The organism is Microbacterium sp. BE35, assembly GCF_031457705.1.
GTDB lineage: Bacteria > Actinomycetota > Actinomycetes > Actinomycetales > Microbacteriaceae > Microbacterium > Microbacterium trichothecenolyticum.
The window spans coordinates 244,506-268,857 of the sequence record NZ_JAVDXD010000002.1 but is presented as its reverse complement, the minus strand read 5'-3'; the positions used below and the strand labels follow the sequence as shown (position 1 = coordinate 268,857).

Genomic DNA, 24,352 nt, shown 5'->3' with positions numbered 1-24,352 from the left:
CCCCAGCCGCGGCGCTCTCCCCAGCGGTGACACGCTTCGGGTACGTGTCGGACGAGCGGATCTCTCCGCCGTGCTTGTGTCGGTGAGGGGGCCCGCCTTCCCCCAAAGGCGGACCCCTCACCTCCTCCCCCGCGCCGCGCTCCCCAGCCGCGGCGCTTCCCCAGTTCTGACCCGATTCGGGTTCGGGTCAGACCTTGTATCCGTGATGGCGACGGATGAGCTTGAAGAACATGGACAGCGTCTGCAGCACGGTGACGACGCCGACGATCGGCCAGCCGATCCACAGGACGGTGGACTGCACCATCACGGGCAGCATCATCCAGATCGCGACCATCGCCACGATGACGGCGACGGCGAGGATGAGCGGTGTCCAGTGGCCGAAGCCGCCGCCGCGCTCGGCCTTGGCCTGCATCGCCCAGTTGTCGACCTTCTTGCGCGACAGGAACCGCGTCCACGAGCGAACGAAGTGGCTGCAGCGGATCCACATGTAGATCTCGGCCGGCAGCAGCGTCAGCCCGAAGAGAACATCGCGTGTGTTGCGGTTGTGCATCGTGAGCGCCATACGCGTGTTGAGCGCGATCGCGACCACCGGCGGGATGAGCCACCAGTACGAGAAGACGAAGGCCCCGATCGACAGCGACGCCGCGAGCAGCGTGACGAACGCGATCCGCACGAACATGTTCATGAGCATGTCGAAGTGCTCGAGCCAGCGGACGCGCAGGTTCGGGTGGAACGGCTGCCCCTTGGTGTCGCCGCGCTGACCCGGCCACATGAGCTCGATGGCGCCGTAGGTCCACTTGACCTGCTGCGCGTCCAGCGCCCGGAGCGTCGTCATGCCGCCGACGTCGGCGCGGGCGAACGGGCTGATCTTGGTGAGGTAGCCGGCGCTCTTGATCTGGAGGGAGAGGAGCGAGTCCTCGACCTCGGAGTCCTTGACCCACGGCGTCGACTGGTGGTTCTCCTTCATGACGTCGCGCAGGGCGTGCGTCGAGAAGATCGAGAACTGGCCGCCGAGAACCGCCATGTTGCGGCCGCGGAGCAGGTTGTGCAGGTTGAAAGCCGCGAACTGCGAGCGCTGGCCGGTCGTGAGGAACTTCGCCAGCGAGCCCTTGATCGGCTTGTCGTCGATCGAGTAGATCGCCGAGATGCCGCCGATGCGGGTGTCGCTGGTGGCCTCGGCCTCGAGGTACTCGACGGCCTTCGCGTCGGCGACGGTGTCGCCGTCGACGCCGAGCAGGTAGTCGTAGCCCTCGACCAGCGTGTAGCCGTAGTTGAGCGCGCCGACCTTCTTGTCGGGGTTCTTGCCGATGTCGTGGACGAAGACCTCGGTGAACTGCTCGCCGAGCTCGGTGACGACCTCGTGCGGGCCGGCGTACTGCGACGCGAGCTTGACGGTGGCGTCGGACGTGTTGTTGACGACGACGTGGATGACATCCGGCACGCGGGTCTGGCCGAGCAGCGACTCGATCACCTGGGCGATCGATTCCTCCTCGTTGTAGGCCGGGATGACGCAGCCGATCGTCGAGCGGTGCACAGAGGTGTCGTCGAGCACGGCCTCGAAGTCCTCGGCGAATCCGTGGACGGTCGTGACGTCCTCAAGTGCAGCGGCCGGCTCCGCGCGGTGCGTGCGCTGGCTGCGGGTGAGGGGGACGATCTCGCTCACGTTCGTCGCCTTTCGGATTCTCGGCCGGTGTCTCCGGCACAACAAGAGCTTCTCCCACCGACCGCAAGGCCCCTCCGAGACACCGCGAACACAACCGCAAGGTTTCCGCAAGACATCCGCAAGAGAGAGCGTTTGCCCGCTGTCGGCCCGGCGTCGAAATGCCAGGTGGCCGGGTCAATAGAATCGGGCTATGGCTACCGGGGCTGCACGATCGACACTCGTCGTGGGCACGCCCGACGGCCGCACCCGGTCGATCTGGCTCACGCAGCTGGTGCTCGCCGCCAGCGTGCTCATCACGGCGATCCTCGTGATGGTTCTGCAGCCGGCGATGTTCGGCCGCTGGAACTTCCTGGTCGGCACGCTGCTGGTGGTCATCCTCACGCTGGCCACCCTGTGTCTGCCGTGGTCGCGATTGCCCGCGTGGGCGGTGCTGGCGGTGCCGTTCGCGGACGCGATCGCCATCGGCCTGATGTCCAGCGGGACCGAGCTGCGCCTGGGCTACCTTTGGGCGTTCCCGGTGATGTGGGTCGCGATGCATTTCCGGGCAACCGCCCTCGCCGCGATGCTCGCGTTGATCGGGCTGATCCTCCTCGTCGATTCGGCGATCACCTCGAGCAACCTCGCGGCGCTCCGGGTGTTCGTCGTCCTGCTGTCGCTGACCTTCATCGGCATCACGGCGCATATCGCCCTCCGCCGGACCCGCGCGCTGCGCCGCCTGCTGCGCCGTCAGGCAAGCCGCCTCACCGCGACGTACATGCGCCGCGCCGACCAGGAGCGCCGCACCAGCGAGATCCTCAACGGCGTCGACACCGGCATCGCGCGCATCTCCGACGACGGCTCCGTGCTCGCCGTGAACGACGCCTACTCGCGCCTGTACGGCCTCGACCCCCTCGACCCGACGCTGCCCGCCCGCTCCGTCGAGTACACCGGGCGCCGCGGCATGCCGGTGCCGTTCTCCGAGCGACCCTTCGCGCGTGCCGCACGCGGAGAGACCTTCACGGATGCCTCGGTCTGGCTGTTCACCGCGGAAGGAGAGTGGCGCGCGCTCTCGGTGACCGCCAAGCGCCTCGCGGCCGGCGGCGACGAGGGATCCAGCATCCTTCTCCTCGTCCACGACGTGACCGCCCTCACGTACGCGCAGCGCGAGCGGGAGCGGTTCACGGCGATGGCGTCGCACGAGCTGAAGCACCCGCTCACCGTGATGATCGGCAATGCGGAACTCGCTCTCGAACTCGACGACCTCACCCCGCGCACGCGCGAGCGGTTCGAGTCGATCGTCGCAGCGAGCGACCGCATGCTGACGATGATCCAGAGCCTGGGCACGACCTCGAAGCGCGGCTTCTCGGCCCGCGACGAGGTCGACGACATCGACCTGCGTCAGATCCTGGTCGAGTCGGTCGCCTCGTTCCGCCCGACCGCGGTCTCCGGCGACATCTCGATCGACGTGCGCGCCGACGAGGCCCTTCCGATCACCGCGGACGGGTTCCGGCTGCGGCAGGTCGTCGACAACGTCGTGAGCAACGCGATCAAGTACACCCCGCGCGACGGCCGCGTCCGCATCACCGGTGCCGTCGAGGACCACCAGGTCGTGCTGTCGGTCGCCGACACCGGCATCGGCATCGCCGCAGACGACCTCCCGAACATCTTGACCCCGTACTTCCGCACCGAGGAGGCCAAGAAGAAGTCCGGCGGCACCGGGCTCGGACTCGGCATCAGCAACGACATCGTGCTCGCCCACGGGGGCACGCTGTCGATCGACAGCGAGCCGGGCACGGGCACGACCATCACGATCCGCCTGCCGCTGGCGGGCGAGCTGGCGGGCGAGCGGGCCGGTCGTCCGGCCGCGCGGCCGGAGGACCGGCGCGACAAAGAAGGACGAGCATGACCGATCTCATCGCCGGAGCCGGCGTGGACCTCGGCATCGCCCAGGCGGTGATCACCACCCTGGCGACGATGCTCACCATCGGCATCGCGTTCCTCGTGCGGCCCGGTCTCCCGACGCTCTCCTGGAGCATCGCCTTCGCCCTCGCGATGCTCGCCACCTACGGCGTCGTCGCGGGGGACATCGCCGGCATCGAGCAGCTCCGTCGCGCGTCGCTGGGCGCACTCATGGGCGCGCCGGCGTTCCTGTGGTCGGGCTTCCGCGCGGCATGGGGGCTGCGCCCGCACGTGTGGGCGGGAGCGGCCATGGCCGCGGTGTCCGCGTTCTCGCTCGCGATCGTCGACGACCTCGCGTGGTTCACCGTGGCGTACCGCACGGTGTTCTTCGCAGCATCCGTGTTCGCGGGCCTGTTCGTGCTCGACTGGGCGCGCGCCTCGTCGCGGCGTCACGATCGGCTGCTGCTGCCGCTCGTGATCGTTTCGATCGCGTTCTTCGTCACCGGGGTCGGCACCTTGATCGCGGGCTTCGTGTACCCGCCATCGGGCGGCGACGATTTCGAGCTGGTGCGGCTGATCGCATCGGTGGGGATGCTGGTGTACGTGGCCTGCGCTCTGGTCGCGGTGGTCGGCACGACGGCTCGCGACAGCGGGCTCGGCCGCACCGCGGCCGTCTCGACGGCGTGGCAGCAGTTCGAGCGGACCGCCGGCGACCGCCTCGCGCGGGCGCAGAAGACCTCGGAGCCGTGGTCCGTCGTCTATCTCGGGCTCGATGACGCCGCCGACATCCGCCAGACCGCGGGGGCAGCCGCGTTCGCGACCCTGTCGGAACGTCTCGAGGACGAGGTGCGCGCCGCCTTCCCGGCCGAATCCGACGTCGGATCGCCCTCGGCGGGCGCCGTCGTGGTGCTCGTGCCCCGACCGGATGCGGTGGTGCGCGATCTGCTGCGCGCGACGCTCGAGCGCGTGACCGTGCTCGACGTGCATGGCGCGCTCCCCATCCGACCCACGGCGAGCGCCGGCTGGGCGCCGGTCTCGGTGCTCGGGTACGACCTCGACACTCTCGTGTACACCGGCCGCGAGGCCGCGCGGGTCGCGAGCGGCAAGGGCGGCGACCGATGGGAGCGCGTCGGCGCCACCATCGTCAACCGCCTGATCAGTCAGTCAGAGCTACCGTGAGCGTGTCGGTCGCCGTCTGCTTGGCGTACTCGCTCGAGGTCGGCGTCGTCTGCACCAGGAAGTCGTAGCTGAACTGCAGCGTCACGTACGTCGCCTCGGCCGGCACCGGGCCGACGTTGAACGTCTGCGAGTAGCTGTACGGATCCAGCACGAGGTAGCCGGGGCTCACCGTCGACGAGTCGACCTGCGGAGCGAGCGCATCCAGCGCACCCGTCGGGGACGACGGCACGGCGGTCATCGTCGCGCGCTGCAGGTAGACCTTCTGCCTGTCGTCAGGGGTGACCGTCGTGATCAGCGAGATGCTCACAGGTTTGATCGCCTCGGCGGTCCATTCGTCCATCGACAGCGTCGACCAGTAGTCGATCGTTGCGGTGACTGCGCCCGCAGCGAGCTGGCGCTGCGTGGCCCCGCCGGAGAGGTCGTTGGGCACCGGGGTCGGAACCGCGGTCGACGTGGGCGTCGGCGTGCTCCCGCCGGCGCCCTCCTCCCACGGTGCGGGCCCGCAACCGGCGAGCGCCGCCATGCCGACGAGCGAGATCATCACGACGCCGGCGAACCGGTCCCACCTGCGCATAGAACCCCCGAGTCGCGCCGGAAAACGTCCGGTCAGTCTAGCGGGGCCGTGTCACTCGCGGTCGCGCCGCGCGCGGGTCTGCTCGGCACGCTGGGCGAGCAGATCGTCGGCCGGATAGCCCACCTCGGTGAGCGTGAGCCCGCGTGCCGCGAGCACCTTGACCTCGGGCACACGCTCCTGCGCGTCGCGGATGTCGACGACGTCGCCGACGTCGAGGCGCCCCTCACCGACGGCGACGCACGCGCCGACGAGCGCGCGCACCATGCTGTGGCAGAACGCGTCGGCCTTGACGTTCGCGACCAGCACGCCGGCGGCGTCGCGGTGCCAGTCGAACTCGAGCAGCGTGCGGATCGTCGTGGCCTCTTCACGCGGCTTGCAGTACGCGGCGAAGTCGTGGAGTCCGATGAGAGCGCGAGCGGCGGCATCCATCGCCTCCACGTCGAGGGATGCCCGCACCGAGGTGGTGCGATGACGCTCGAGAGGGTCGTAGCCGGTCACCGTGTCGCCGATGCGGTACTCGTACCGGCGCCACACCGCCGAGAACCGCGCATCGAAGCCCTCGGGCGCGATGCGCGAGCCCGTGACCGCGACGTCGGAGTACGCGCCGACCACGCCGGTCATGCGCGCAGCGAGCGCTGCGGCGCGGTCTTCGGCAGTGGGGACGCCTGCGGCCGGACGCGCGTGCCGTGCGAGCATGCGCTGCTGCTGCGCCTCGTCGAGGTCGACGTGGGCGGCCTGGCCGGTGGCGTGCACGCCGGCATCGGTGCGTCCGGCGACCACGAGCCGCGGATCGCCGCCGAGGACCCGCGCGAGGGAGGATTCGAGAGTCTCCTGCACGGTGCGCAGCCCGGGCTGACGCGCCCACCCGCGGAAATGCGTGCCGTCGTAGGCGATGTCGAGGCGGATCCGCACGGGCTCCAGCCTACCGAGGCACCCTCACCCGACGACGAAGCCGCCGCGAGGCAGCGTCTCGCCGATCGCGGCGAGCGCCGCATCGGCCAGGCGGAGCCGGGCCGCGCGCCGTGATATGCCCAGGGAGGCCACGTATGATTGCGGTTCCCCCTCCTTCGTTCGCGAGAACCCATGACGTCGACTGCGCCCTCCCCACGCCCTCCCGCCCGCTTGGCCGGGCTGGACGGCATGCGGGCGATCGCCGTGCTGCTCGTGGTCGTCTACCACCTGTTCCCCCCGGCGGTGCTGCCGGGCGGCTTCGTCGGGGTCGACGTGTTCTTCGTGATCAGCGGGTTCCTCATCACGAGCCTGCTGCTGCGGGAGCACATCTCGACCGGACGCGTCGCGCTCGGCCACTTCTGGCAGAGGCGCGCACGGCGGCTCGTGCCCGCGCTCGCGGTGGTGGTCGCGGTCTGCTCGGCACTGGCCTGGATCGTCGGCGGCGACGTCCTCGTCGACCTCGACGACCAGGTGCTGGGTGCCGCGACCTTCAGCTACAACTGGGTCTCGGTCGCGGGCGGCGGCGGGTACTTCGCCGCGGCCACGCCCGAGCTTTTCCGCAACTTCTGGTCGCTCGCGGTCGAGGAGCAGTTCTATGTGCTCTGGCCGCTGATCTTCCCGCTGTTCCTGCTGCTGCCGCGGGCGCGGGCGCGCACGGCAGCGGCGATCGCCCTGGCGGCCGCGTCGGCCGTGTGGATGGGCGTCGTGGTCGCGGGCGGGGGCGACGTCACGCGCGCCTACTTCGGCACCGACACGCACGCGTTCGGCCTGCTGCTCGGCGTCGGCCTCGCATTCCTGCTGGCTCCCCTGCTCCGGGTGACGGATGCTGCGCCCGCTGCGCTCGTGGCGACCACCAGCGACGGGGCGCGCGGGCCGCACTGGCGCACGGTGCCTGGCGGTGCGCCGCTCGCGGCGCGGCCTCGCTGGGTCGATTCGCGGGTCGCGCGACGCGTGACCGGGGCAGCCGGGGTGCTCGCGCTCGCAGGCCTGGTCGCGCTCGCCATGGTGCCGCAGACCGCCTCGACCGCGACGTTCCCCGGCGCGCTCCTGGCCGCCAGCCTGCTCAGCGCCATCGCGATCGTGGCGGGCGTCTGGCCGGGCTCGTGGTTCGGACGCGCGATCGATGTGCGGCCGATGCGCTGGATCGGCGACCGCTCCTACGGCATCTACCTGTGGCATTGGCCGCTGCTCGTGCTGGCGGTCGCGGCGTTCGCGCCCGACGCGACCGTCGCCACGGCGCCGGTCTGGATCGGCCTGGGAGTCCTCGCGGCGACGGCCGCAGCATCCGCCCTGTCGTTGCGCTACGTCGAGACACCCGTGCGCCGGCATGGTTTCCGCGCCTCGATGCGCATGCTCGCCACACGCCTGCAGGGCGGGCCCGGCGCACGGCTGCGCACCGTCGGCGTCGCGCTGAGCGGCGCGCTCGTGCTCGCCGGGGCGGGCGCCGCGATCGCGGTCTCGCCCGACGAGACCAGCGCCGAGGCCGCCGTCGAGGCGGGACGGGCAGCCCTCGAGAAGGCGCTGCGCGAGGCTCCCGCGCCGATCGCCCCGACCCCTTCGGCGACGGACACGGCCACCCCCGCTGCGACCGACATCACCGGCGACCAGATCAGCGCCGTGGGCGACTCCGTCATGCTGGCGTCCGCCGGCGGGCTCGTGGAGCGCCTGCCGGGCATCGACGTCGACGCCGAGGTCTCGCGCTCGATGTGGGCCGCGCCCGAGATCGTCGGCGACCTCGACGCCACCGGCCGGCTGCGGCCGTACGTCGTCGTCGCCCTGGGCACGAACGGCGCGGTCGACCCGTCGACGCTGGAGCAGCTCGCCGACACCGTCGGACCGAAGCGCAACCTCGTTCTCGTGAACGCGTACGCGCCGCGCGACTGGATCCCCGGCGTCAACGCCGAGCTCGCCGCGTTCGCCGAGGACCACCGCAACGTCATCGTCGCCGACTGGTCGGGCGCCATCGCGCCCCACGAGGACCTCCTGGCCGCCGACAGGATCCACCCCGGCGCCGCCGGCGGGCGCATCTTCGCCGACACCGTCGCGGCCGCCGTGGACGAGATCGCCGACGAGCGCCGCGAGTACGCCGCCGCCCGCGCCGACCGCCTCGCCGAGATCCTCAGCGCCGATCTCACCCCCTGAGCTTCCGGTCGGGGCGCGGGCCGCAGCATCCGTCCCCTTCCTCCGCTGTTCGTTCGTCACCTGTGCGCGCGGACCGGCGGATCTGGCGTGCGCAGGTGACGGACGAACGAGACGGCAGACGCAGCAAGGCCCGTCACCCAGTGGGTGACGGGCCTCGCGGTGCAAGGGGTGCCGGGCTGCTGCGCCCGGCGGGATCCGATTTACTCGGACTTCTCCTCGGCGGGAGCCTCGACGGCCTCCTCGGCAGCAGCCTCGGCGGCGGCGCCCTCCTCCTGCGATTCGGCGCCGGCCTCGGCGGCCTCGTCGGCGGCAGGGGCCTCCTCGGCGGGAGCCTCTTCGGCCGGAGCAGCCTTCGCGGCGGCAGCCTTCTTGGCCGACGGCTTCTTCGTCACGGGCTCGAGAACGAGCTCGATGACGGCCATGGGAGCGTTGTCGCCCTTGCGGTTGCCGACCTTGGTGATGCGGGTGTAGCCGCCGTCACGGTCCGCGACCAGCGGAGCGATCTCGGTGAAGAGGACGTGCACGACTTCCTTGTCACCGATGACCGACAGCACGCGACGACGCGCGTGCAGGTCGCCGCGCTTCGCGAACGTGATGAGACGCTCGGCGAGCGGACGCAGGCGCTTGGCCTTGGTCTCGGTCGTCTTGATCGACTTGTGGGTGAACAGCGCGGCGGCCAGGTTCGCAAGCAGCAGGCGCTCGTGGGCGGGGCCGCCTCCGAGGCGGGGACCCTTGGTGGGCTTGGGCATTCTCAGTTACTCCAGGATGAAATTCGGTCAGGGGATACGGGATGCCGGGAGCCCCGGCATCCGATCACACGGTCTCGTCGTCGTAGCCGCCGTAGAAGTGCGCACCGTCGAACCCGGGGACCGAGTCCTTCAGCGACAGGCCGAGCGAGACGAGCTTGTCGCGCACCTCGTCGACCGACTTCTGACCGAAGTTGCGGATGTTCATGAGCTGCGTCTCCGAGAGGGCGACGAGCTCCGACACGGTGTTGATGCCCTCACGCTTGAGGCAGTTGTACGAACGCACGGAGAGGTCGAGGTCCTCGATGGGCATCGACAGCTCGTTCGAGAGGACGGTCTCGACCGGCGCCGGGCCGATCTCGATGCCTTCGGCCTCGACGTTGAGCTCGCGGGCCAGGCCGAACAGCTCCGTCAGCGTGCGACCGGCGGAAGCGACGGCGTCGCGCGGGGCGATCGAGGACTTCGACTCGACGTCCAGCACGAGCTTGTCGAAGTCGGTGCGCTCACCGGCACGCGTCGCGTCGACGCGGTACGAGACCTTCAGGACCGGCGAATAGATCGAGTCGACCGGGATCTGGCCGGCCTCGGCGTACTCGTTGCGGTTCTGCGTCGCCGAGACGTAGCCGCGGCCGCGCTCGATGGTGAGCTCGAGCTCGAACTTGGCGGTGTCGTTGAGCGTCGCGATGACGAGCTCGGGGTTGTGCACCTCGACACCGGCCGGCGCCGAGATGTCGGCGGCGGTGACCTCACCGGCGCCGGTCTTGCGCAGGTACGCGGTGATGGGCTCGTCGCGCTCGCTGGAGACGACCAGCTGCTTGATGTTGAGGATGATCTCGGTGACATCCTCCTTGACACCGGGAATGGTGCTGAACTCGTGGAGGACGCCGTCGATGCGGATCGACGTCACGGCTGCGCCGGGGATGGACGACAGGAGGCTGCGACGCAGCGCGTTGCCGATCGTGTAACCGAAGCCGGGCTCCAGCGGCTCGATGACGAAACGGCTGCGGAACTCCCCGATCTTCTCCTCGGTCAGAGTGGGACGCTGTGCGATGAGCACTATGTGTTCCTTTCGATCACGTGCCCGCTATATGACACGTGCGGTGGGTGAGGTGTTGAGTTTTACTCGGGATGCTGCGGCCGACGCGCGGGCGAGCGGTCGCGGCATCCGTGGGAAACGTGCCGGAGCCGGGGCACCGACGAACGGTGCCCCGGCTTACGGGATGTCAGACGCGGCGGCGCTTGGGCGGACGGCAGCCGTTGTGGGCCTGCGGCGTCACGTCCTGGATCGAGCCGACCTCGAGGCCGGCGGCCGTGAGCGAACGGATCGCGGTCTCGCGACCCGAGCCCGGGCCCTTCACGAAGACGTCGACCTTCTTGACGCCGTGCTCCTGCGCCTGGCGGGCAGCGGACTCCGCGGCCATGCCGGCGGCGTACGGCGTCGACTTGCGCGAGCCCTTGAAGCCCACGCCACCCGACGACGCCCAGCTGATGACGGCGCCCGACGGGTCGGTGATCGAGACGATCGTGTTGTTGAACGTCGACTTGATGTGGGCCTGGCCCAGCGCGATGTTCTTCTTCTCCTTGCGGCGCGGCTTGCGCGCTGCGGACTTGGCCTGTGCCATTGCTTTGCTCTCCTAAACCCTGGGGGCCGCGCCTTAGCGCGCCTTCTTCTTGCCGGCGACGGTGCGCTTCGGGCCCTTGCGGGTACGGGCGTTCGTCTTCGTGCGCTGACCGCGCACCGGAAGGCCGCGACGGTGGCGCAGACCCTCGTAGGAGCCGATCTCGACCTTGCGGCGGATGTCGGCGGCGACCTCGCGGCGCAGATCACCTTCGACCTTGTAGTTGCCTTCGATGTAGTCGCGGAGCGCGATCAGCTGGTCGTCGCTGAGGTCCTTGACGCGGATGTTCTCGTCGATCTCCGTCGCAGCGAGGATCTCGTTCGAGCGGGTACGGCCGACGCCGTAGATGTACGTGAGGGCGATCACCACGCGCTTGTCGCGCGGGATGTCAACGCCGGCAAGACGTGCCATGCGGTTCTCCTGAGAGTTGGTGGAGGTGTGGAGCAGTGTCGGTGCCCGGGCCCCCAGCCCGAGGTGTCCCCTCCGGAGAGGTTCTGACGCTGCCTGTAGTCGTATTCAGTTGTGGGATGACGGATGCCGCGAGCCGCAGCATCCGTCCAGACCTGATGTCAGCCCTGGCGCTGCTTGTGACGCGGGTTGCTCTTGCAGATCACCATGACGCGACCGTGGCGACGGATGACCTTGCAGTGGTCGCAGATGGGCTTGACGGAGGGGTTGACCTTCATGATTTCTTCTCTTCGCTGTCTTCACCGGGCAGGCCGGAGCCTGGGGTGTTACTTCTCGACCGGTCTAGCGGTAGCGGTAGACGATTCGCCCGCGGGTGAGGTCGTAGGGCGACAGCTCCACGACGACACGGTCCTCGGGGATGATGCGGATGTAGTTCTGCCGCATCTTGCCGGAGATCGTCGCGAGGACCTTGTGGCCGTTGCTGAGCTCAACGCGGAACATCGCGTTGGGCAGCGCCTCGGACACGACGCCCTCGATCTCGATGACACCGTCTTTCTTCGCCATACGCTCGCTAACACTTGTGCAGACCGGTCGATCTGCGGTGGATGGGATCGGTGCAACGACACGCCAATAAAGGCGCAACGCACCAAAGATCAAGCATACGTGATAGTGGATGCCGCGGCAAATGGCCGCGGTGCGGTCACGGCTCGCACTCAGGAACGCCGGCGACGCACCACGGTGATGAGCACGACCACGGCTCCTCCGATGAGCAGCCCCCCGCCCACCGCGATCGCCCACCACGGCACGGTGGTACCCGTGGCCGGGAGCTCGCCGCCCCCGGCCGCGGGAGCGTCGGCAGCGAGCGTGTTGGTCACGGTCACGGTGACCCGGGTCTCGGCGTCTTCGACGACGAAGCTCGCCGGTTCGATCTCGACGTCGCCCCATGTGCCGTCCGCCGGGTCCGCGGGCGCGTCCTCCGTCACGCTGCAGGTCGCCCCCACGGCGATGTCGTCGACCGCGAAGGGCTCCGTCGTCGTAGCGGTCCACGAGCCGCCGGCGACCTCACTGCCCTCCGCCGTGCACGACCAGGTGCCGCCGAACGAATCGGCGAAGCCGACGCCGTCCGGATCGTCGACGGCTTTGACGATGTCGAACCCACCGAGTACCGGCTCGGGGACGAACGTGTTGGTGACCACGAACGTCAGCGGCTCCAGGGCGGACGCTGCGGTGATGGTCACGGATGGCGGATCGATGACCGGGGCCGACCAGCTGCCGCCGTCGGGCTCGGCCGGCGTCGTCTCGGTGACCGCGCAGACCGCGCCGACGAGCGCTTCGATCGGCTCCGTCGCCTGCCCCGCCTGCAGCGACCATTCGCCGTCGCCGACCGTCGCGCCGGCGAGGGTGCACAACCAGGTGCCGGTGAAGGCCGCATCCGGCGCGCCCTCGCCCTCCACCGACTTCTCGATCGTGAACGCCCCGCGCACGAGCGCGTTGGTCACGGTGAAGGTGAACTGGACGGGATCGTCCGACGCCGGCACGACGAACTGCGGGGGCGAGGGATCCCACGCCGGGGTCTGCCACAGGAAGTAGGTCGGAGCGAGCACTGCGCCGACGAGCACCAACGGCGCGACCGCGCGCGAGCCCACGCCGATCGACTCCTGGATGACACAGGACGCGCCGACCGGCAGCCCGTCCACCACCACGGACTCGCCGGGTGCGACGTACCACTCCGCGACGACCTCGCCGCCGTCCTCAGGAAGCTCGCACACGACAGTGCCGTGGAACAGCACGCCTTCGGGAAGGACGGCGGCATCCTCCGGCGAGATGTCCTTGGCGATCGTGACGGATCCCGTCGCCGGCGGAATGATGGGCTCGGGGATGCAGTCGAACGGCGGGTCGATCCATGGATAGTTGTGGTGCTCGTTGCCCGCACCGTCCATCACGATCGTGCCGTTCGTGTACAGACGCCCGTTGGTGCTCGCGGTGACGCGGAGCGCGGGCTGGTCCGCCGCCGGATCGGCGGCCGGCACCAGGATCGAGCCGAGCACCTGGGACGATCCCGCGACGTGCACCGATGACGCTGCGACGAAGTTCCACAGGGTGCGCTGCGCCACCGTGCCGAAGTCGGGCGAGGCGGGGTCGTCGACGCGGTCGGCACCGTCGCCGAAGTAGTAGGGCGCCCAGGTCACGGGGCCCGAACCGGTCACGTTGATCACGACGGTCGCGCCGTCGGGGATGCCGGTGAAGTGGATCTCGGGGTTGGCGGCGAGATCGCCCGACGCGACCGTGAAGACCTGCTGGGTCGCCGCACCGTCACCGACGAAGTCGATCCGCGTGAACGCTGCGGTCACCGTTCCGGTCGAGGGCAGGGCGGCGTACGTCGTCGATGCGGCCGTGATGTCGGCGCCCCACGTCGACCACGGAGCCGTGGCCGCGGCGCCCAGTTCCTGCTGCAGCGCACCGTTGTTGAGCCTGTAGCGAGAGCCGTCCGTCTCGTAGTCGGGCGTGGTGATCCCGCCGACGTCGACGTTGCCGCCGAGGAGCTCGTCCGAGGCGTCCCTGGCGTTGGCGCCGACATCGAGCACGGTGCCGGCTCCGACCGACAGATCGCCTCCGACCGCGAGCATCACTTCGCCCGGCGTCGGAACCACACCCGACCCGACGCCCACCCAGCCGACGTTGAAGGTGCCACCCGGTGACTTGGTGAAGTCGGCGTCCCCCTGGACGATCACGAGGCCTTCGACCTCCGCCGCGCCCGCTTCCGCGCGGAAGTCCTGTCCGGCGTAGACGGCGACGTTGTCGTCTGTCCAGATCGGGTTGGAGTTGCCCGGGCCCGGAATGGTGCCGGGCGGACACTCCCCCAACTCCGCCGTCGCAGGATCCGCGACACCCAGCACGCTCCAGCCCGTGAGTGTGGCCGCCACCGCCACACCGAGCGCCGCGATCAGAGCGGTGCGCAACAACGACCTCCGCCTGGTTCCGCTCATCTCACCCGCCTCCCTAGCCGAAGCGTAGTGGCGGGGGTGGCGCGCCGGAAGCGTCGGCAGAGACGACAGCGGAGCACCGGATGCCGCCGGCCGCGGCATCCGCTGCCCCGTCGCCTATTCGAACAGCGTCGCGAGCGAACCCGCGGGCGGAAGCGACGAGTTCGCGATGACCTGTCCGTTGACGGTGATGGTCGGGGTGCCGATGCCCGAAGAGCCCGGCTGGATCGGGGTCTCGGCGGTCATGGCCGTGACGTAGCCGGCGTAGGTGCCGTCGTTGACGCAGGCGTCGATCCCCGTGACGCCGACGCCCGACGCGATGTCGAGGATCTCGCTGTTCGTGAGGCCCTTCGAGCCCTCGGAGGGCTGGTTCTCGAACATCGCCTGCAGGAAGGGCAGCGACGCGTCGGCGTCGGCGACGGCGACGCAGTAGGCGGCATTCGCGGCGCGCGTCGAGTACTGGGTGCCGCTCGACTGCCCGTCGAGGATCGAGATCGGGTGGATCTCGAGCGTGATGCTGCCGTCGTCGACCATGCTCTGGATCTCGGCGCCGTACACCTGCTCGAACTGGTTGCAGACGGGGCACATGAAGTCGACGTAGGTGCCGAGGGTGTCCTCGCCGGTGCCGACGGTGATCGCGCCGGTCTCGCTGTCGATGTTCGACGCGGACGGCGTGGTCACCTCGGTCGGCAGCGGCTTGGGCGTGGCCGCGTTGTTCAAGGTGACCACGAGCACGGTGACGAGGACGAGCGCCACCACGACGCCCAGGGTCACCCAGATCGCGAACCAGTTGGTCTTGCGTGCCGTCTGCGCCATGTGGGGCCTCCTAGGCGATCTCGCGCGGGGTCACGCCGAAGGGCGCAAGGCCCGCGGCGCCGCCGTCGGGTGCGGTGAGCACCCAGATTCCGTCTTCGTGAACGGCGACGCTGTGCTCCCAGTGGGAGCCGGCGGTGCCGTCGATCGTGGAGACCGTCCATCCGTCGTCCTCGACGAACGTGGCCTGGTCGCCGATCACGACCATGGGCTCGATGGCGAGCACCAGTCCCGGCCGCACCTCGGGGCCCGGATCGGCGACGCGGTAGTTGAACACCGAGGGCGACTCGTGCATCTTGCGGCCGATGCCGTGCCCGACGTACTCGCGCAGGATGCCGTACGTGCCGGAGTCCGGTGAGTTCGCCTCGATGTGCTCCTGGATCGCCGTGCCGACCTCGCCGATGTGCTTCGCGGTCGCGAGCGCGGCGATTCCCGCCCACAGCGACCCCTCGGTCACGTCCGAGAGGCGCTGCCGCGCAGCGACCACCTCGGGTCGGCTGTCGTCCGGGAGGACGAACGTGAACGCGGAGTCCCCGTTCCAGCCCTTGTACTCGGCGCCGGCGTCGATCGAGAGGATGTCGCCGGGCGCGAGCACCCGGTCGCCGGGGATGCCGTGAACGACCTCTTCGTTGACTGAGGCGCAGATGGTGTGGCGGTACCCGCGCACCATCTGGAAGTTGGACTTCGCGCCTCGGCCGGTGATGAGAGCGGATGCCGCGGCATCCAGCTCCGCCGTCGTCACGCCCGGAGCGATCACGCTGCGGGCCGCGTCGAGCGCCGCGGCCGTGATGAGCCCGGGCTCCACCATCGCCCGCAGCTGGGCGGGCGACTTGTAGATCGAACGGCGAAGCGACACGGGATCAGGCGACGGGGACGCGGACGAGCCCGCGCGCCTCGAGGGCGGACACGATCCGCTCGGTGATCTCGTCGAGAGTGCCCATGCCATCGATGTGCACCACGAGGTCTCGCGCCTCGTACACGCCGAGGATCGGAGCGGTCTCACGCTCGTAGATCGACAGGCGGTTCGCGATCACCTCTTCGGTGTCGTCTGTGCGGCCCTGCTCCTGTGCGCGCAGCGCGATGCGCGAGATGCTCTCGTCGCGCGGGACGTCGAGCAGGATCACGGCGTCGAGCTCCTCGTCGCGTCCTTCGAGGAATTCGTCGAGGTGCATGACCTGTGCGACGTTGCGGGGGTAGCCGTCGAGCAGGAACCCGCCCTCGGCGTCCGCTTGCGACAGGCGCTCACGCACCACGGCGCTGGTCAGCTCGTCGGGGACCAGGTCTCCCGCTTCGATGATGGCCTTGACCTGGCTGCCGAGGTCCGAGCCGTCCGCGACGGCGGCGCGGAACACGTCGCCCGTCGAGATGGCCGGGACGCCGAAGGCCTCGGCGATGCGGATGCCCTGCGTGCCCTTGCCCGACCCCTGCGGGCCGACGATAAGAAGTCGCGTCATCGGAGGAGCCCTTCGTAGTGGCGCTGCTGCAGCTGTGCGTCGATCTGCTTCACCGTCTCGAGACCCACACCGACGATGATGAGGATCGAGGCGCCGCCGAACGGGAAGTTCTGGTTGGCGCCGACCGTCGCGAGGGCGATGAGCGGCAGGAGCGCGATCAGACCGAGGTAGATCGAGCCCGGGAGCGTGATGCGCGTGAGCACGTAGTCCAGGTACTCCGCCGTGGGGCGACCGGCACGGATGCCGGGGATGAAGCCGCCGTACTTCTTCATGTTGTCGGCGACCTCGACCGGGTTGAACGTGATCGCGACGTAGAAGTACGTGAAGCCGACGATGAGGAGGAAGTACAGCGCCATGTACAGCGGGTGGTCGCCGCGCACGAGGTACAGCTGGATCCATGCGACCCAGGCCGGAACCTCTTCGCCCGCCTGCGGCTGGTTGAACTGCGCGATGAGCGCCGGGATGTACAGGAGCGACGAGGCGAAGATCACGGGCACGACGCCGGCCATGTTGACCTTGATCGGGATGTACGTGTTCGTGCCGCCGTAGGTGCGCCGGCCGACCATGCGCTTGGCGTACTGCACGGGGATGCGGCGCTGGGACTGCTCGACGAAGACGACGAGCGCGACGACGACGATGCCGACGGCCAGGACGAGCAGGAAGACCTCGAAGCCCTTGGACTGCCAGATCGCCCACATCGAGGCGGGGAAAGCGGCGGCGATCGAGGTGAAGATCAGCAGCGACATGCCGTTGCCGATGCCGCGCTCGGTGACGAGCTCGGCGAACCACATGATGAGGCCGGTGCCGGCGGTCATCGTGATGATCATGAGCAGCTGAGCCCACCACACGTCGTTCGTGAGGAGGTTCTCGCACTCGGGAACACCGGTGGTCCCGAAGAGCTGGCCGCTGCGCGCGACGGTGACGAGCGTCGTCGACTGCAGGAGCGCGAGCGCGATCGTGAGGTAGCGCGTGTACTGCGTGAGCTTGGCCTGGCCCGCCTGGCCCTCCTTGTAGAGGGTTTCGAAGTGCGGGATGACGACGCGCAGCAGCTGCACGATGATCGTCGCCGTGATGTACGGCATGACGCCGAGGGCGAAGATCGACAGCTGCAGGAGGGCGCCGCCGGAGAAGAGGTTCACCAGCGAGAGGAGGCCCTCGGTGCCGGCGGACTGCCGCAGACACGACTGCACGTTCGGGAAGTCGACGAAGGGCGCAGGAACGTGCGCGCCGAAGCGGTACAGGGCGATGATCGCCAGGGTGAATGCGATCTTCCGCCGAAGGTCGGGGGTGCGGAAGATCCGCGCGATGGCGCTGAACAAGAGGATTCCTCCAGAGGGGGCATCGGCACGGCAGACGTACCGACGTCCAGGGTAACCCAGTGGGGGCCGGAGCAAGCTCCGACCCCCACTGTGTGCGTATTACTTGACGGCGCCGCCCGCGGCGACGATCTTCTGCTCGGCGGAAGCCGAGACCTTGTCGACCGACACGTTGAGCTTCACCGAGATGTCGCCGGTGCCGAGCACCTTGACCTTCTCGTTCTTGCGCACTGCACCCTTGGCGACCAGGTCGCCGATGGTGACGTCGCCACCAGCCGGGTACAGCTCCGCGAGCTTGTCCAGGTTCACGACCTGGTACTCGACGCGGAACGGGTTCTTGAAGCCGCGGAGCTTCGGGGTGCGCATGTGCAGCGGCATCTGCCCACCCTCGAAGCCGACCTTGACCTGGTAGCGGGCCTTCGTACCCTTGGTACCGCGACCCGCCGTCTTGCCCTTGGAGCCCTCACCGCGACCCACGCGGGTCTTGGCGGTGTTCGAGCCCGGGACCGGACGCAGGTGGTGCACCTTCAGCACGCCCGGGCGCGAGGCCGGGACGTCCTTCTTGGCGGCGGCCTTCTTGGCGGGCGCCTTCTCAGCCTTGTCGGCCTTGGCGGCGGCAGCCTTCGCGGGGGCCTTCTTCTCGGCGGCAGCCTTGGGAGCAGCAGCCTTCTTCGGGGCCTTCTCGGCCTCGACGGCGTCGTTCTTCTCAGCCATCAGTCGATCTCCTCAACCTTCACGAGGTGCGCGACGGTCCGGACGTAGCCGCGCGTCTGCGCGTCGTCGGGGCGGACGACCGAGTCGCCGATCCGCTTCAGACCGAGCGAACGCAGCGTGTCACGCTGGTTCTGCTTCTCGCTCACCTTGGACTTGACCTGCGTAACCTTCAGGCGCGCAGCCATCAGACACCTGCCTTCGCAGCGGCCGCGGCCTCAGCCTCGGCACGGACGAGACGGGCGGGGGCGACCTGGTCGAAGTCGAGACCGCGACGCGCGGCGACCGCACGGGGCTCCTCGAGCTGCTTCAGGGCCTCCACCGTCGCGTGGACGATGTTGATCGTGTTCGACGAGCCGAGCGACTTCGACAGCACGTCGTGGATACCGGCGCACTCGAGGACGGCACGCACCGGGCCACCGGCGATAACACCGGTACCGGCGGCGGCGGGGCGCAGCAGCACCACACCGGCCGCGGCCTCACCCTGCACCGGGTGCGGGATGGTCGAGCCGACGCGCGGCACGCGGAAGAAGTTGCGCTTGGCCTCTTCGACACCCTTCGAGATCGCCAGGGGCACCTCGCGGGCCTTGCCGTAGCCGACGCCCACCACACCGTTGCCGTCGCCGACGACGACGAGCGCGGTGAAGCTGAAGCGACGACCACCCTTGACGACCTTCGACACGCGGTTGATGGTGACGACGCGCTCGAGGAACTGGCTCTCGTTGCGGTCGCGACCACCGCGGTCACCGCGGGTCTGGTTGCGCTCGCGACCACCGCGGCGCGGCTCGCGCTCGCGCTCGGCGGGCGCATCAGCAGCCGGGGCCTGGGCCTCGGCAGCAGCCTGCTCGGTCACGATGTTCTCCTTGTTGTCACTCACAGGTTCAGACCTCCCTCACGGGCGCCGTCGGCGATCGCCGCGACACGGCCGGCGTAGCGGTTGCCGCCACGGTCGAACACGACGTCCGAGACGCCGGCGGCCTTCGCACGCTCGGCGAGAAGCTCGCCGACCTTGCGGGCCTTGGCGGTCTTGTCAGCGTCGGACGCACGCAGGTCGGTCTCGAGGGTCGAGGCAGAGGCCACGGTGTGGCCCTTGCTGTCGTCGACGAGCTGCACGAACACGTGACGCGACGAACGCGTGACGACCAGGCGGGGACGCTCGGTGGTGCCGACGACCTTCTTGCGAAGGCGGGCGTGACGACGCGCGCGCGCGTCGGACTTCGACTTCACAGCCATGGTTACTTACCAGCCTTTCCGGCCTTGCGCCGAACGACCTCGCCGGCGTAGCGCACACCCTTGCCCTTGTACGGCTCGGGCTTGCGGATCTTGCGGATGTTGGCCGCGGCCTCGCCGACGGCCTGCTTGTCGATGCCCGCGACCGTGAGCTTGTTGTTGCCCTCGACGGTCAGGGTGATGCCCTCGGGCGCCTCGACGAGGACGGGGTGCGAGAAGCCGAGAGCGAACTCGACCGCCGTGCCCTTCTGCGCGACGCGGTAACCCGTGCCGACGACCTCGAGACCCTTGGTGTAGCCCTGGGTGACACCGATGATGTTGTTGTTGATGAGCGTGCGGGTCAGGCCGTGCAGCGAACGCGAGGCGCGCTCGTCGTCGGGACGGGTCACGACGACCTGGCTGTCCTCGACCTTGACTTCGATGGGACGGGCCACGGTGAGCAGGAGCTCGCCCTTCGGGCCCTTGACGGCGACATCCTGGCCATCGACCGAAACGGTCACGCCGGCGGGGATGTCGATCGGAAGACGACCGATTCTCGACATGTCAGATCACCACACGTAGGCGAGGACTTCCCCACCCACGCCCTTCTGCTCTGCCTGACGGTCCGTGAGGAGACCGGAGGAGGTGGACAGGATCGCGACGCCGAGGCCGCCGAGGACGCGGGGGATCTCGGTGGACTTCGCGTACACGCGGAGGCCGGGCTTCGAGACGCGCTTGATGCCGGCGATCGACCGCTCGCGGTTCGGGCCGTACTTGAGCGTCAGGGTGAGGGTCGAGCCGACGCGGGCGTCGCTGACCTCCCACGCGGAGATGTAGCCCTCCTGCTTGAGGATCTCGGCGATGTGGGTCTTGAGCTTGGAGCTCGGCAGCGACACGGAGTCGTGGTGCGCCGAGTTCGCGTTGCGCAGACGGGTCAGCATGTCTGCGACCGGGTCTGTCATTGTCATTTCTTGATTCCTTTGTTCACGAGGTATCGGCTGCCGTTACACGGCAGACGACCTTCCATGATTGCCATGTTCAGTTGTGCCAGTTTTCAATTGCTGGTTCTGGGGATGCCTCGACCCGCGCGCATGCGCCCGGGTCGAGGCATCCGATTCAGGAATTACGCCTGCGCGTCGTCCGACTTGAACGGGAAGCCCAGGGCGCGCAGGAGTGCGCGGCCCTCGGCGTCCGTCTTCGCCGTCGTCACGATGGTGATGTCGAAGCCGCGGACGCGGTCGATCTTGTCCTGGTTGATCTCGTGGAACACGGACTGCTCCTGGAGACCGAAGGTGTAGTTGCCGTGACCGTCGAACTGGGCGCCCGAGAGGCCGCGGAAGTCGCGGATGCGGGGCAGCGCCAGGTTGACGAGACGGTCGATGAACTCCCACGCGCGGTCGCCACGGAGGGTGACGTGCGCGCCGATGGCCTGGCCCTCACGCAGCTTGAACTGCGCGATGGACTTGCGGGCCTTGGTCACGACCGGCTTCTGACCGGTGATCTTGGTGAGGTCGTCGACCGCACCATCGATCACCTTGCTGTCGCGAGCGGCCTCGCCGACACCGGTGTTCACGACGACCTTGACCAGGCCCGGGATCTGCATGACGTTCTCGTAGCCGAACTCGTCCTGCAGCGCCTTCTTGATCTCGGCGTTGTACTTCTGCTTCAGGCGGGGCTGGATCTTGCCAGCCTCCACGGCAGTGGTGGTGCTCATGTTCAGAGGTCCTTGCCTGACTTCTTCGCGTAACGCACGCGGACGGTGCGCTTCACGCCGTCCTTGGTCTGCTCCTCGACACGGTGGCCGACGCGGGTCGGCTTCTTGGTCGAGGGGTCGACGACCTGGACGTTGGAGATGTGGATGGGGGCTTCCATCGTCTCGATGCCGCCCGTCTTGGTGCCGCGCTGCGACTGACCGACACGGTTGTGCTTCGTGACGTAGTTCACGCCCTCGACGATGACGCGGTTCTGCTCGGACAGGACCTCGAGGACCTTGCCCTGCTTGCCGCGGTCGCCGCCCTTGTCCTGCTTCTTGCCCGTGATGACCTGAACCAGGTCACCCTTCTTGATCTTGGCCATGGGGTCAGATCACCTCCGGTGCGAGCGAGACGATCTTCATGAACTTCTTGTCACGAAGCTCACGACCGACCGGTCCGAAGATGCGGGTGCCGCGGGGCTCCCCGTCGTTCTTCAGGATGACGGCGGCGTTCTCGTCGAACTTGATGTACGAACCGTCGGCACGACGGGTCTGCTTGACGGTGCGGACGACGACGGCCTTGACCACGTCGCCCTTCTTGACGTTGCCGCCCGGGATCGCGTCCTTGACGGTGGCCACGATGATGTCACCGAGACCCGCGTAACGGCGGTTCGAGCCACCGAGAACGCGGATGGTGAGCAGCTCCTTGGCGCCCGTGTTGTCGGCGACCTTGAGGCGGGACTCGTTCTGAATCACTTGGCCTTCTCCAGGATCTCGACCAGACGCCAGCGCTTGGTGGCGCTCAGCGGGCGGGTCTCGTTGATGAGGACGAGGTCGCCGATGCCGGCGGAGTTGGTCTCGTCGTGCGCCTTCACCTTGGAGGTGCGGCGGATGACCTTGCCGTAGAGCGGGTGCTTCACGCGGTCCTCGACCTCGACGACGATGGTCTTGTCCATCTTGTCGCTGACGACGTAGCCACGGCGGGCCTTGCGGTAACCGCGGGCGTCGACGTCGCGCACATCGTGCTCGCTCGACTCGTGGCCCTTGGTCTCGACCGCGTCAGCGGCCTTCTTCGTGTCAGCCATCACTCGGCCTCTTCCTTCGCGGCCTCGTCAGCGGCATCCGCCTTCTTGGCCTTCGTCTTCTTCGCCTTCGTCGCGGTCTCCAGCGGCGCGGGCGTGGCACGGATGCCGAGCTCGCGCTCACGGATCACGGTGTAGAGCCGCGCGATGTCGCGCTTGACCGCACGGATGCGGCCGTGGCTCTCGAGCTGGCCGGTCGCCGACTGGAAGCGCAGGTTGAACAGCTCTTCCTTGGCCTTGCGCAGCTCCTCGACGAGGCGCTGGTCTTCGAACGTGTCGAGCTCGCTCGGGGCGAGCGTCTTGGTGCCGATCGCCATTACGCGTCGCCCTCCTCGCGCTTGATGATGCGTGCCTTGAGAGGCAGCTTGTGGATGGCACGGGTCAGGGCCTCACGAGCGAGTTCCTCGTTGACGCCGGCGACCTCGAAGAGGACGCGACCCGGCTTGACGTTTGCGACCCACCACTCGGGCGAACCCTTACCGGAACCCATGCGGGTCTCGGCCGGCTTCTTCGTGAGCGGACGGTCGGGGTAGATGTTGATCCACACCTTGCCGCCACGCTTGATGTGACGGGTCATCGCGATACGAGCGGACTCGATCTGACGGTTCGTCACGTAAGCGGGCGTGAGGGCCTGGATGCCGAACTCACCGAACGACACCTTCGTGCCACCGGTGGCCTGGCCCGAACGGCCGGGGTGGTGCTGCTTGCGGTACTTGACCTTGCGGGGGATGAGCATTACGCCGACGCTCCTTCTGCCACGGGGGCCTCGTTGCGGCGGTCGCCGCCACGCTCGCCGCGGTCGCCACGCGGGCCGCCACGACGGTCGTCACGACGACGGTCCGACTTCGGCGCGTTGGCCTGCTCGCGAGCGAGCTCCTTGTTGGTGAGGTCGCCCTTGTAGATCCAGACCTTCACGCCGATGCGGCCGAAGGTGGTCTTCGCCTCGTAGAAGCCGTAGTCGATGTTCGCGCGCAGCGTGTGCAGCGGCACACGACCCTCGCGGTAGAACTCCGAGCGGCTCATCTCGGCGCCGCCGAGGCGGCCGGAGACCTGGATGCGGACGCCCTTGGCGCCGGCGCGCTGAGCACCCTGCAGACCCTTGCGCATCGCGCGGCGGAACGCCACGCGAGCGGTGAGCTGCTCGGCGATGCCCTGCGCGACGAGCTGGGCGTCGGCCTCGGGGTTCTTGACCTCGAGGATGTTCAGCTGGATCTGCTTGCCGGTGAGCTTCTCGAGGTCGGCGCGGATGCGCTCGGCCTCGGCGCCGCGGCGACCGATCACGATGCCCGGACGGGCGGTGTGGATGTCGACGCGAACGCGGTCACGGGTGCGCTCGATCTCGATGTTGCTCACGCCGGCCCGGTCGAGCTGGGTCTGCAGGAGCTTGCGGATGCGGATGTCCTCGGCGACGTAGTCGGCGTAACGCTGGCCGGGCTTCGTCGAGTCCGAGAACCAACGCGACACGTGGTCGGTCGTGATGCCGAGGCGGAAGCCGTAGGGGTGGACCTTCTGTCCCATTACTTGCTCGCCTTCTTGCTCTTGGCAGCCGGCGCCGTCTCCGCGACCTCGGGGGTCGAGAGCACGACGGTGATGTGGCTGGTGCGCTTCTTGATCTGGAAGGCACGACCCTGCGCGCGGGGCTGGAAACGCTTGAGCGTCGTGCCCTCGTCGACGTACGCGTTCTTCACGTACAGGTCCTGCTCGTCCAGGTACTCGCCGTCCTTGTCCGCCTTGACGCGAGCGTTCGCGATCGCGGCGGCGACGAGCTTGTAGATCGGCTCGCTCGCACCCTGCGGTGCGAACTTGAGGATGGCCAGGGCCTCCTCAGCCTGCTTGCCCTTGATGAGCGCAACGACACGACGAGCCTTCTGAGGGGTCACGCGGATGTGTCGCACGCGTGCGATGGACTCCACCATTTCTCTCTCCTCTG

Annotated in this window: 31 protein-coding genes; 3 read left to right on the top strand and 28 right to left on the bottom strand. The window is 68.8% G+C overall.

Annotation, left to right across the window (positions count from 1 at the left end):
- Positions 1-187: 187 nt before the first annotated feature.
- A complete protein-coding gene (locus tag J2Y46_RS07500) occupies positions 188-1,663 on the bottom strand; it encodes a glycosyltransferase family 2 protein (protein WP_045301535.1) in 1,476 nt (491 codons plus the stop codon).
- 190 nt (positions 1,664-1,853) lie between these two features.
- On the opposite strand from J2Y46_RS07500, the gene J2Y46_RS07495 reads away from it, so the two are divergent.
- A complete protein-coding gene (locus tag J2Y46_RS07495) occupies positions 1,854-3,548 on the top strand; it encodes a PAS domain-containing sensor histidine kinase (protein ID WP_310241385.1) in 1,695 nt (564 codons plus the stop codon).
- The gene (locus J2Y46_RS07490; RefSeq protein ID WP_045301699.1) at positions 3,545-4,720 is read left to right on the top strand and encodes a hypothetical protein; all 1,176 of its coding nucleotides are present in this window, start codon (positions 3,545-3,547) and stop codon (positions 4,718-4,720) included. The genes J2Y46_RS07495 and J2Y46_RS07490 overlap by 4 nt, the downstream gene beginning before the upstream one ends.
- On the opposite strand, the gene J2Y46_RS07485 is transcribed toward J2Y46_RS07490, so the two are convergent.
- Both J2Y46_RS07485 and truA read right to left on the bottom strand, forming a co-directional pair.
- Complete coding sequence (locus J2Y46_RS07485) at positions 4,698-5,294, bottom strand: hypothetical protein (RefSeq protein WP_310241382.1); 597 nt, start codon at positions 5,292-5,294, stop codon at positions 4,698-4,700. The genes J2Y46_RS07490 and J2Y46_RS07485 overlap by 23 nt on opposite strands.
- A 51-nt stretch (positions 5,295-5,345) precedes the next feature.
- Positions 5,346-6,206 carry a tRNA pseudouridine(38-40) synthase TruA gene (truA, locus tag J2Y46_RS07480; RefSeq protein WP_310241380.1) on the bottom strand — a complete coding sequence of 287 codons (861 nt, stop codon included), beginning with the start codon at positions 6,204-6,206 and terminating at the stop codon, positions 5,346-5,348.
- A gap of 171 nt (positions 6,207-6,377) precedes the next feature.
- Here truA and J2Y46_RS07475 point away from each other — a divergent pair, with 171 nt between their 5' ends.
- Positions 6,378-8,387 (top strand): acyltransferase family protein, encoded by a 2,010-nt coding sequence (locus J2Y46_RS07475; protein WP_310241379.1) that lies wholly within the window; start codon positions 6,378-6,380, stop codon positions 8,385-8,387.
- 200 nt (positions 8,388-8,587) lie between these two features.
- Here the strand turns inward: J2Y46_RS07475 and rplQ are convergent, their stop codons facing one another.
- The 25 genes from rplQ to rplV form a co-directional block, all read right to left on the bottom strand.
- The gene (gene rplQ, locus J2Y46_RS07470; protein ID WP_310241378.1) at positions 8,588-9,136 is read right to left on the bottom strand and encodes a 50S ribosomal protein L17; all 549 of its coding nucleotides are present in this window, start codon (positions 9,134-9,136) and stop codon (positions 8,588-8,590) included.
- Positions 9,137-9,200: 64 nt separating this feature from the next.
- Positions 9,201-10,190: a DNA-directed RNA polymerase subunit alpha gene (locus tag J2Y46_RS07465; RefSeq protein WP_045301523.1), complete on the bottom strand. Its 990-nt coding sequence runs from the start codon at positions 10,188-10,190 to the stop codon at positions 9,201-9,203.
- 166 nt (positions 10,191-10,356) lie between these two features.
- Positions 10,357-10,755, bottom strand: coding sequence for a 30S ribosomal protein S11 (gene rpsK / locus J2Y46_RS07460; protein WP_018171470.1), 399 nt, complete (start codon positions 10,753-10,755; stop codon positions 10,357-10,359).
- A gap of 33 nt (positions 10,756-10,788) precedes the next feature.
- The gene (rpsM, locus tag J2Y46_RS07455; RefSeq protein ID WP_045301516.1) at positions 10,789-11,163 is read right to left on the bottom strand and encodes a 30S ribosomal protein S13; all 375 of its coding nucleotides are present in this window, start codon (positions 11,161-11,163) and stop codon (positions 10,789-10,791) included.
- Between the two features lie 158 nt (positions 11,164-11,321).
- Positions 11,322-11,438, bottom strand: coding sequence for a 50S ribosomal protein L36 (gene rpmJ / locus J2Y46_RS07450; protein ID WP_005050492.1), 117 nt, complete (start codon positions 11,436-11,438; stop codon positions 11,322-11,324).
- A 64-nt stretch (positions 11,439-11,502) separates the two neighbouring features.
- Entirely contained in the window at positions 11,503-11,724 is a 222-nt protein-coding gene (gene infA, locus J2Y46_RS07445) for a translation initiation factor IF-1 (protein WP_018171468.1), read from the bottom strand.
- A 149-nt stretch (positions 11,725-11,873) separates the two neighbouring features.
- Complete coding sequence (locus J2Y46_RS07440; protein ID WP_310241375.1) at positions 11,874-14,147, bottom strand: choice-of-anchor A family protein; 2,274 nt, start codon at positions 14,145-14,147, stop codon at positions 11,874-11,876.
- 114 nt (positions 14,148-14,261) lie between these two features.
- Entirely contained in the window at positions 14,262-14,960 is a 699-nt protein-coding gene (locus J2Y46_RS07435) for a thioredoxin domain-containing protein (protein WP_310241373.1), read from the bottom strand.
- Positions 14,961-14,970: 10 nt separating this feature from the next.
- A complete protein-coding gene (gene map, locus J2Y46_RS07430) occupies positions 14,971-15,813 on the bottom strand; it encodes a type I methionyl aminopeptidase (RefSeq protein WP_310241371.1) in 843 nt (280 codons plus the stop codon).
- A gap of 4 nt (positions 15,814-15,817) precedes the next feature.
- Positions 15,818-16,411 (bottom strand): adenylate kinase, encoded by a 594-nt coding sequence (locus J2Y46_RS07425; protein ID WP_045301510.1) that lies wholly within the window; start codon positions 16,409-16,411, stop codon positions 15,818-15,820.
- The gene (secY, locus tag J2Y46_RS07420) at positions 16,408-17,730 is read right to left on the bottom strand and encodes a preprotein translocase subunit SecY (RefSeq protein ID WP_045301508.1); all 1,323 of its coding nucleotides are present in this window, start codon (positions 17,728-17,730) and stop codon (positions 16,408-16,410) included. The genes J2Y46_RS07425 and secY overlap by 4 nt, the downstream gene beginning before the upstream one ends.
- 99 nt (positions 17,731-17,829) lie before the next feature.
- Entirely contained in the window at positions 17,830-18,441 is a 612-nt protein-coding gene (gene rplO / locus J2Y46_RS07415) for a 50S ribosomal protein L15 (protein WP_052676893.1), read from the bottom strand.
- Positions 18,441-18,626 (bottom strand): 50S ribosomal protein L30, encoded by a 186-nt coding sequence (gene rpmD / locus J2Y46_RS07410; RefSeq protein ID WP_018171461.1) that lies wholly within the window; start codon positions 18,624-18,626, stop codon positions 18,441-18,443. Before rpmD ends, rplO begins: the two co-directional genes overlap by 1 nt.
- Positions 18,626-19,315, bottom strand: a complete 690-nt coding sequence (gene rpsE / locus J2Y46_RS07405) for a 30S ribosomal protein S5 (protein ID WP_084695719.1) — start codon at positions 19,313-19,315, stop codon at positions 18,626-18,628. The genes rpmD and rpsE overlap by 1 nt, the downstream gene beginning before the upstream one ends.
- Entirely contained in the window at positions 19,312-19,671 is a 360-nt protein-coding gene (gene rplR / locus J2Y46_RS07400) for a 50S ribosomal protein L18 (RefSeq protein WP_045301506.1), read from the bottom strand. The genes rpsE and rplR overlap by 4 nt, the downstream gene beginning before the upstream one ends.
- 2 nt (positions 19,672-19,673) lie before the next feature.
- Positions 19,674-20,210 (bottom strand): 50S ribosomal protein L6, encoded by a 537-nt coding sequence (gene rplF / locus J2Y46_RS07395; RefSeq protein WP_045301503.1) that lies wholly within the window; start codon positions 20,208-20,210, stop codon positions 19,674-19,676.
- Between the two features lie 6 nt (positions 20,211-20,216).
- The gene (rpsH, locus tag J2Y46_RS07390; protein WP_045301501.1) at positions 20,217-20,615 is read right to left on the bottom strand and encodes a 30S ribosomal protein S8; all 399 of its coding nucleotides are present in this window, start codon (positions 20,613-20,615) and stop codon (positions 20,217-20,219) included.
- 155 nt (positions 20,616-20,770) lie between these two features.
- Positions 20,771-21,361: a 50S ribosomal protein L5 gene (gene rplE / locus J2Y46_RS07385; RefSeq protein ID WP_045301499.1), complete on the bottom strand. Its 591-nt coding sequence runs from the start codon at positions 21,359-21,361 to the stop codon at positions 20,771-20,773.
- 2 nt (positions 21,362-21,363) lie between these two features.
- The gene (gene rplX / locus J2Y46_RS07380; RefSeq protein WP_045301497.1) at positions 21,364-21,723 is read right to left on the bottom strand and encodes a 50S ribosomal protein L24; all 360 of its coding nucleotides are present in this window, start codon (positions 21,721-21,723) and stop codon (positions 21,364-21,366) included.
- A gap of 4 nt (positions 21,724-21,727) precedes the next feature.
- Positions 21,728-22,096, bottom strand: coding sequence for a 50S ribosomal protein L14 (gene rplN / locus J2Y46_RS07375; protein ID WP_045301495.1), 369 nt, complete (start codon positions 22,094-22,096; stop codon positions 21,728-21,730).
- On the bottom strand, positions 22,093-22,425 hold the full coding sequence (gene rpsQ, locus J2Y46_RS07370; RefSeq protein WP_052676892.1) for a 30S ribosomal protein S17: 333 nt from the start codon (positions 22,423-22,425) through the stop codon (positions 22,093-22,095). Before rpsQ ends, rplN begins: the two co-directional genes overlap by 4 nt.
- The gene (gene rpmC, locus J2Y46_RS07365) at positions 22,425-22,739 is read right to left on the bottom strand and encodes a 50S ribosomal protein L29 (protein WP_045301493.1); all 315 of its coding nucleotides are present in this window, start codon (positions 22,737-22,739) and stop codon (positions 22,425-22,427) included. Before rpmC ends, rpsQ begins: the two co-directional genes overlap by 1 nt.
- Positions 22,739-23,158, bottom strand: coding sequence for a 50S ribosomal protein L16 (rplP, locus tag J2Y46_RS07360; protein WP_018171451.1), 420 nt, complete (start codon positions 23,156-23,158; stop codon positions 22,739-22,741). The genes rpmC and rplP overlap by 1 nt, the downstream gene beginning before the upstream one ends.
- The gene (rpsC, locus tag J2Y46_RS07355) at positions 23,158-23,940 is read right to left on the bottom strand and encodes a 30S ribosomal protein S3 (RefSeq protein ID WP_045301490.1); all 783 of its coding nucleotides are present in this window, start codon (positions 23,938-23,940) and stop codon (positions 23,158-23,160) included. The genes rplP and rpsC overlap by 1 nt, the downstream gene beginning before the upstream one ends.
- Positions 23,940-24,338: a 50S ribosomal protein L22 gene (gene rplV / locus J2Y46_RS07350; protein WP_045301488.1), complete on the bottom strand. Its 399-nt coding sequence runs from the start codon at positions 24,336-24,338 to the stop codon at positions 23,940-23,942. Before rplV ends, rpsC begins: the two co-directional genes overlap by 1 nt.
- Positions 24,339-24,352 lie beyond the last annotated feature (14 nt).

What these genes read in the sequence shown, in the direction of transcription:
- J2Y46_RS07495 (WP_310241385.1), top strand. Translation starts at nt 1,854, where the DNA reads ATGGCTACCGGGGCTGCACGATCGACACTCGTCGTGGGCACGCCCGAC.
- J2Y46_RS07490 (WP_045301699.1), top strand. Translation starts at nt 3,545, where the DNA reads ATGACCGATCTCATCGCCGGAGCCGGCGTGGACCTCGGCATCGCCCAG.
- J2Y46_RS07485 (WP_310241382.1), bottom strand. Translation starts at nt 5,294, where the DNA reads ATGCGCAGGTGGGACCGGTTCGCCGGCGTCGTGATGATCTCGCTCGTC.
- J2Y46_RS07475 (WP_310241379.1), top strand. Translation starts at nt 6,378, where the DNA reads ATGACGTCGACTGCGCCCTCCCCACGCCCTCCCGCCCGCTTGGCCGGG.
- rplQ (WP_310241378.1), bottom strand. Translation starts at nt 9,136, where the DNA reads ATGCCCAAGCCCACCAAGGGTCCCCGCCTCGGAGGCGGCCCCGCCCAC.
- rpsK (WP_018171470.1), bottom strand. Translation starts at nt 10,755, where the DNA reads ATGGCACAGGCCAAGTCCGCAGCGCGCAAGCCGCGCCGCAAGGAGAAG.
- rpsM (WP_045301516.1), bottom strand. Translation starts at nt 11,163, where the DNA reads ATGGCACGTCTTGCCGGCGTTGACATCCCGCGCGACAAGCGCGTGGTG.
- rpmJ (WP_005050492.1), bottom strand. Translation starts at nt 11,438, where the DNA reads ATGAAGGTCAACCCCTCCGTCAAGCCCATCTGCGACCACTGCAAGGTC.
- infA (WP_018171468.1), bottom strand. Translation starts at nt 11,724, where the DNA reads ATGGCGAAGAAAGACGGTGTCATCGAGATCGAGGGCGTCGTGTCCGAG.
- J2Y46_RS07440 (WP_310241375.1), bottom strand. Translation starts at nt 14,147, where the DNA reads ATGAGCGGAACCAGGCGGAGGTCGTTGTTGCGCACCGCTCTGATCGCG.
- J2Y46_RS07435 (WP_310241373.1), bottom strand. Translation starts at nt 14,960, where the DNA reads ATGGCGCAGACGGCACGCAAGACCAACTGGTTCGCGATCTGGGTGACC.
- J2Y46_RS07425 (WP_045301510.1), bottom strand. Translation starts at nt 16,411, where the DNA reads ATGACGCGACTTCTTATCGTCGGCCCGCAGGGGTCGGGCAAGGGCACG.
- rplO (WP_052676893.1), bottom strand. Translation starts at nt 18,441, where the DNA reads ATGGCTGAGAAGAACGACGCCGTCGAGGCCGAGAAGGCCCCGAAGAAG.
- rpmD (WP_018171461.1), bottom strand. Translation starts at nt 18,626, where the DNA reads ATGGCTGCGCGCCTGAAGGTTACGCAGGTCAAGTCCAAGGTGAGCGAG.
- rplR (WP_045301506.1), bottom strand. Translation starts at nt 19,671, where the DNA reads ATGGCTGTGAAGTCGAAGTCCGACGCGCGCGCGCGTCGTCACGCCCGC.
- rplF (WP_045301503.1), bottom strand. Translation starts at nt 20,210, where the DNA reads ATGTCGAGAATCGGTCGTCTTCCGATCGACATCCCCGCCGGCGTGACC.
- rpsH (WP_045301501.1), bottom strand. Translation starts at nt 20,615, where the DNA reads ATGACAATGACAGACCCGGTCGCAGACATGCTGACCCGTCTGCGCAAC.
- rplE (WP_045301499.1), bottom strand. Translation starts at nt 21,361, where the DNA reads ATGAGCACCACCACTGCCGTGGAGGCTGGCAAGATCCAGCCCCGCCTG.
- rplX (WP_045301497.1), bottom strand. Translation starts at nt 21,723, where the DNA reads ATGGCCAAGATCAAGAAGGGTGACCTGGTTCAGGTCATCACGGGCAAG.
- rpsQ (WP_052676892.1), bottom strand. Translation starts at nt 22,425, where the DNA reads ATGGCTGACACGAAGAAGGCCGCTGACGCGGTCGAGACCAAGGGCCAC.
- rpmC (WP_045301493.1), bottom strand. Translation starts at nt 22,739, where the DNA reads ATGGCGATCGGCACCAAGACGCTCGCCCCGAGCGAGCTCGACACGTTC.
- rplP (WP_018171451.1), bottom strand. Translation starts at nt 23,158, where the DNA reads ATGCTCATCCCCCGCAAGGTCAAGTACCGCAAGCAGCACCACCCCGGC.
- rpsC (WP_045301490.1), bottom strand. Translation starts at nt 23,940, where the DNA reads ATGGGACAGAAGGTCCACCCCTACGGCTTCCGCCTCGGCATCACGACC.
- rplV (WP_045301488.1), bottom strand. Translation starts at nt 24,338, where the DNA reads ATGGTGGAGTCCATCGCACGCGTGCGACACATCCGCGTGACCCCTCAG.